The sequence below is a fragment of the Aquabacterium sp. genome (genome assembly GCF_004297345.1).
Lineage (GTDB): Bacteria > Pseudomonadota > Gammaproteobacteria > Burkholderiales > Burkholderiaceae_C > Aquabacterium.
Genome location: NZ_SCTN01000338.1, coordinates 1 through 5,589, shown reverse-complemented (window position 1 = coordinate 5,589; position 5,589 = coordinate 1). Strand labels below are relative to the sequence as shown.

At 62.7% G+C, this 5,589-nt stretch carries 6 protein-coding genes; all 6 read right to left on the bottom strand.

The window, feature by feature from the left end:
• The coding region (locus EPO09_RS12405) for a VOC family protein (protein WP_367200070.1) at window positions 1-245 on the bottom strand (245 nt) is incomplete at its 3' end.
• Between the two features lie 2 nt (window positions 246-247).
• Complete coding sequence (locus EPO09_RS12400) at window positions 248-784, bottom strand: SRPBCC family protein (RefSeq protein WP_290643515.1); 537 nt, start codon at window positions 782-784, stop codon at window positions 248-250.
• Window positions 781-1,191, bottom strand: a complete 411-nt coding sequence (locus tag EPO09_RS12395; RefSeq protein WP_290643513.1) for a YciI family protein — start codon at window positions 1,189-1,191, stop codon at window positions 781-783. The genes EPO09_RS12400 and EPO09_RS12395 overlap by 4 nt, the downstream gene beginning before the upstream one ends.
• An 89-nt stretch (window positions 1,192-1,280) precedes the next feature.
• Window positions 1,281-1,628, bottom strand: a complete 348-nt coding sequence (locus EPO09_RS12390; RefSeq protein ID WP_290643512.1) for a YciI family protein — start codon at window positions 1,626-1,628, stop codon at window positions 1,281-1,283.
• A 49-nt stretch (window positions 1,629-1,677) separates the two neighbouring features.
• Window positions 1,678-4,770, bottom strand: a complete 3,093-nt coding sequence (locus EPO09_RS12385) for an efflux RND transporter permease subunit (RefSeq protein WP_290643510.1) — start codon at window positions 4,768-4,770, stop codon at window positions 1,678-1,680.
• Window positions 4,767-5,589: efflux RND transporter periplasmic adaptor subunit (locus EPO09_RS12380; protein WP_290643508.1), on the bottom strand; the 823-nt coding region annotated here is incomplete at its 5' end. The genes EPO09_RS12380 and EPO09_RS12385, both read right to left, overlap by 4 nt.

The window sequence follows — 5,589 nt, the reverse complement described above, 5'->3', positions numbered from 1 at the left end:
CAGGACAAACACACGAGCACCTCGGTCGCAGACTTCGCATCCACCAGCGGCTTGCCGGTGAAACCGCTGGCAAAGCTCTTCGTCAGCAGCATCGCGTAAATGTTGCTGCCAAGCATGAGGCAGGCGCCGGCATCATTGGTGAATTGCGGATTGAAGCTGTATCCCAAAGACTCGAAAAAAGCCTTGCTGGCGGGCAAGCTTTTACAGGGCAGATTCACATAGACTTGAGCGTGTTGAGGTCCCATGTTCACTCCTTGGCAATTTGCTGCAGATTGACCAGGCCGTCTTCAAAATCACGGCCCACCATCTTGTCCATGTTGATGAACACACCGATCACCTTGCTGATGAGGTTGGCGGGTCCTTGCATTGACCAGATCACCTCCGTGCTGCCATCGCTCTGGGGCACGAGACGGAACTCGGCCTGGTTGTGCGCCTCGAAAGGTTTGACGAAGTCCAGTTTCATCTGCACGGCCTGACCTGGCTGTTGGCCGGTGATCTCCAGGCCGCCCACACCCACCTTGTCGCTCTCCCACTCATAGCGCGAACCTGGGCCGGTGGCTGCGCCGCTGTAGCGCCCTTTGATGGCCGGATCCTTGCGTTCATAGGGGTTCCAGCGGTTGAACGCCCGCAACTCGCCAATCAACGGCCAAAGCTTGTCAGGGGGGGCGGCGATGCGCAGTCTGCGCTCGACGCGGAACTCATTGGGGCGGGTGCTCGCATAGGCCAGCAGCAAGGCCGTGGCAGTCAGCAGAGTCAGGCCGCCGATCATCAGGATGTGCTTCATGTCGATGCTCCTGGTAGCGCCATGTCACCACCCGGCCCGAAGTCGGCATCTTCGTAGAGTTGGCGCACCTCGACCTCGCACTCCTGTCCTGGGAAGGGGTTGGGGAAACGGCTGGCCCAGGCGCGGGCCTCTTCGACCGAGCGCACCTGGATCAAGGTGTAGCCGGCAATCAATTCTTTGGTTTCGGCAAACGGCCCGTCCATCACCTCGCGGCTGCCGTCCAGCTTGTAGCGCTGACGCCAGCCCTGCTTGCTGGGACGCAAGCCCGCCCCGTCAAGCAGGACGCCCGCTCGGGCCATTTCTTCGTGGAAAGCGCCCATCTCCTGAAAAACCGGGAGCAGTTCGGGGCCGGGACGCGCCCCGATTTCACTGGTGACCGTGGCACGGAACTGGATCATGAATCGCATGTCTATCTCCTGTAGGGGCACCGCCTTTCGGTGCCTTCATACCCACGACGATCGAGCAGGCGCCAATTCGACAGATTTGGTGAAACTACCTACTCGTAGCACGGCCCCACGCCGCGCAACTCCACGGTGGCCCATTCGGCGGCCGGGCAGCGTTCAGCCCAAGCCAGCGCCACAGCAGGGTCTTCCGTATCCAGCAAGAAATAGCCGCCGATCATTTCCTTGGCTTCTGCGAAGGGCCCATCGGTGAGCAAACGCTCGTCCCCTCGCTTGGCGACGCGGCGTGTAGCGGTGCCCAGAGAGTTGACACCCAGCAACAGCCCCGCCGATTGCAATTCGGCCGTGTAGTCGAGCATGCGTTGATAGACAGCCTCACCCGCCTCGCGGCCGCGTTCGGCACGCTGGCCAATGGGTTCGACGATGAGCAGCATGTGAGGCATGGCAGCGTTCTCTGTTAGCTGGGGAGGCGCCATTATCGGCGGCAGACAATCACCCCTGCCCCACCACCTTGTCAGCGTCGGCCAAAGGCACTCGCCGCACCAACCGCCCCGTCAACGCAATCAGGTCATCCACAAACGTGAACACCACCGGGATCACCAACAGGCTCAGGAAGGTAGACGTGATCAAACCACCGATCACCACAATCGCCATCGGCGCGCGGAAGCTCGGGTCCACGCCAATGCCCAGGGCGATCGGCATCATGCCTGCGCCCATGGCGATCGTCGTCATGATGATGGGCCGTGCCCGCTTGCGGCAGCCGTCGATCACGGCCTCCCAGCGTGACAGACCGTACTGATTGCGCGCAATCAACACATAGTCCACCAGCAAGATCGAGTTCTTTGTGGCGATGCCCATCAGCATGATCAGGCCGATCATCGATGGCATGGACAGCGCCGTCTGCGTCACATACAGCGCCACAAAGGCGCCGGGGATGGACAGCACCAGCGCCACTAGAATCGTCATCGGTTGTACGAAGCCCTTGAACAGCAGCACCAGCACGATGTAGATACACAGCACGCCCGTGAGCATGGCCAGGCCAAAACTCGCGAACAGCTCGCCCATGGCTTCTGCATCACCGATCGTGGATTGCGTGACCCCTGGCGGCAGGTTGCGCAAGCTCGGCAAAGCCAGGGCCTTCTTCTGCACATCGCCCAGCGGCTGCTGGTTCAGCTCGATCTCGAAGTTGATATTGCGTTGGCGGTCATAGCGGTCGATCTGTGCAGGGCCGCTGTCTTGCACCAGCGTGGCCACATTGCCCAGCGGCACAGGGCCGCGCGCGCCCGGCACCGGCAGGCGTGCCAGCAAATCCAGATCGGTGCGCGCCGCATCCGGCAAGCGCACCACCACGGGCACCTGGCGTTGCGACAGGTTCAGCTTGGGCAGGCCCTGCTCGTAGTCACCCACCGTGGCAATGCGCAAGGTGTCGGCAATGGTGGCCGTGTTCACACCCAAATCAGCAGCGCGGGCAATGTCAGGCCGCACGATCAGCTCGGGGCGAACCAGGCTGGAGGTTGACGTGACGTTGCCAATGCCCGGGATGCTGCGCAGCTCGCGCGCCACCACCTCGGCATGCGCTGACAAGGTCTGCCCATCTTCACCAGAGAGCACCAGGATGTACTTCTCGGCGGAGCCGCCAAAGCCCACGTTCACACGCACGCCAGGCAGCACCTCCAGCGCCTTGCGCAACTCGCCTTCAATGGCTTGCTTGCTGATGCCGGGGCGATCCTTGCGGTGCGTCATGTTGATGGTCAAGGTGGCCTTGCGCACCTCAGCCGAGCCTTGTGGCATGAAAGGGTCGCTGCCCGATGCGCCGCCGCCAATGGCTGTGTAGACCATCTTCACGTGCGGGTTGCGCTGCACGATCACGCGGGCCTCTTCGGCCAGCTTGTAGGACTGCTGCAAGGTGCTACCCGGTGGCAGCGACAGGAAGACCTGCGTTTGCGACAGGTCATCCGGTGGGATGAAACCCGTGGGCAGGCGCCCGGCCAGGAAGAAGGAACCGCCCAGGAAGCCCAGCACGATCAAGAAGGTCCACACGCGGTGCTTCAGACACCAGCGTGCCCAGCCCAGGTACAGACGCATCCAGCCCGGCTCGCCATGCTCGCCCTTGGGTGGCTTGAGGATGTAGGCCGCCATCATCGGCGTCAGCATCCGCGCCACGACCAGCGAGAAGAACACGGCGATCGCCGCCGTCCAGCCAAACTGAACGAAGAACTTGCCCGGCACGCCTCCCATGAAGGCGGTAGGCAGAAACACAGCAATCAGCGTGAAGGTGGTCGCAATCACGGCCAGGCCGATCTCATCGGCGGCCTCCATTGCGGCTTCCATCGGCGTCTTGCCCATGGCCAGGTGGCGCATGATGTTCTCGATCTCGACGATGGCATCGTCCACCAGAATCCCGACCACCAGCGACAAGGACAGCAGCGTCACCACATTGATCGAAAAGCCCAGCAAGTGCATGAAGCCGAATGCCGGGATCACCGACAAGGGCAAGGCCGCCGCCGACACCAATGTGGCGCGCCAGTCGCGCAGGAAAAAGAACACCACGATCACAGCCAGGATCGCGCCCTCATACAGCAGGTACATGGAGCCGTGGTAGTTCTCTTCCACAGGGTCCACGAAGTTGAAGGCTTCGGTGATCTCGATGTCCGGGTGCTTGGCCTTGAGCTCTTGCAGCTTGGCACGCACGCCCTTGGCCACTTCCACCTCCCCGGCTCCGCGTGAGCGTGTGATCTCGAAGCCCACCACCGGCTTGCCGTTGAGCAAGGCGGCACTGCGGCGCTCGGCCACGGTATCGCTGACAGTGGCGACCTGATCGAGGCGCACATGGCGGCCGTCAGACAAGGTCACCTCCATGGCGGCCAGCTCGTCGGCTGACTTGACCGTGGCCACGGTACGCACGGATTGCTCACCACCACCCAGGTCCATGCGGCCACCCGACGCTTCCTGCTGCAGGCTGCGCAACTGGCGCGACACATCGGCGGCAGAAGCATTGAGTGCCAGCAGGCGCGCTGGATCCAGCTCGATGCGCACCTCGCGGCTCACGCCGCCCACACGGGCCACGGCACCCACGCCCTTGACGGCCAGCATGGTCTTGGTGACCGTGTTGTCCACGAACCAGGACAGGGCCTCGTCATCCATGCGTTTGGATGCCACGGTGTAGGTCAGAATCGGTGCGCCCGACAGGTTCATCTTGGAGATGACCGGGTCACGCAGATCACCAGGCAAATCGGCCCGCACGCGCGAGACGGCATCACGCACATCGTCCACGGCTTCCTGCGTGGGCTTCTCCAGGCGGAACTCGACGGACACGAGCACGCTGCCATCCTGCACCTTGGTATAGATGTGCTTGATGCCTTGCAGCGTGGCAATCGAGTTCTCCAGCTTGCGCGCCACTTCGGTTTCCAACTGTGCAGGCGACGCGCCTGGCAAGGACGCCGTGACGGAAACGGTGGGCAGATCGATGTCCGGAAAGTTCTGGATCTTCATGCCGCTAAAGCCCATCAGTCCCCACAGCGTGAGCATGATGAACAACAGGACGGCCGGAATCGGGTTCTTGATCGACCAGGCGGAAACGTTCATGACTGGCTGCCCTTCACGACGCGCACGCTGTCGCCATCGGTCAGGAAGCCCACGCCAGAAGCAACCACATTGGCGTTGGCATCCAGGCCTTGCAGGATCTCGATGCGATCACCCACGCGGCGCCCCACGCTCACCTTGGCTTGCGTGACCACGCCCTTATCGCTGACCTTGAAGACGTAGCTGAAACCGTCACGCAGTTGCACGGCGGTTTGAGGCAGCGTCAAGCCTTGCGATTGCCCGATCTCCAGCCGGCCGGAGGCGAACATGCCAGCACGCGCCCCCGCGTTCAAAGCCGCAGCAGGCAGATCCACATAGACCAGGCCATTGCGCGTGGCGGCGTCCACCGTGGGCGCCACCATGCGGACCTTGCCTTGCACAGGCGTGCCGCCAGGCGGCGTAGCCCAGGCCACCATGCCGGGTTTGACGCGCTGCAGATCAGCGGACGGCACTTCGGCACGCCATTCCAGGCGGCTCTGGCGAATGAGACGAAAGAGTTCCTGCCCGGCTTGCACAACCGCACCCGCGGTAGCCTGACGCGCAGAAATCACTCCCTCGTCAGATGCCACGATGCGCGTCTGGCGCATGCGCAACTCTTGCGAGGCCAGTTGCGCACGAACGGCATCCAGGCGGGCCTTGGCCGTTTGCTCGGCGGTCAGGGCGCGTTGCGAATCCTGCGTGCTCATGACACCACTGCCATGCAAGGAACGCGCGCGATCAGCATTGGCACGCGCTTCCGTCATCAGTGCATCAGCCTCGTGCAACGCCGCGCGAATGTTGTTCAGATCAGCCTGCACCGATTCATTCGACAACACCGCGAGC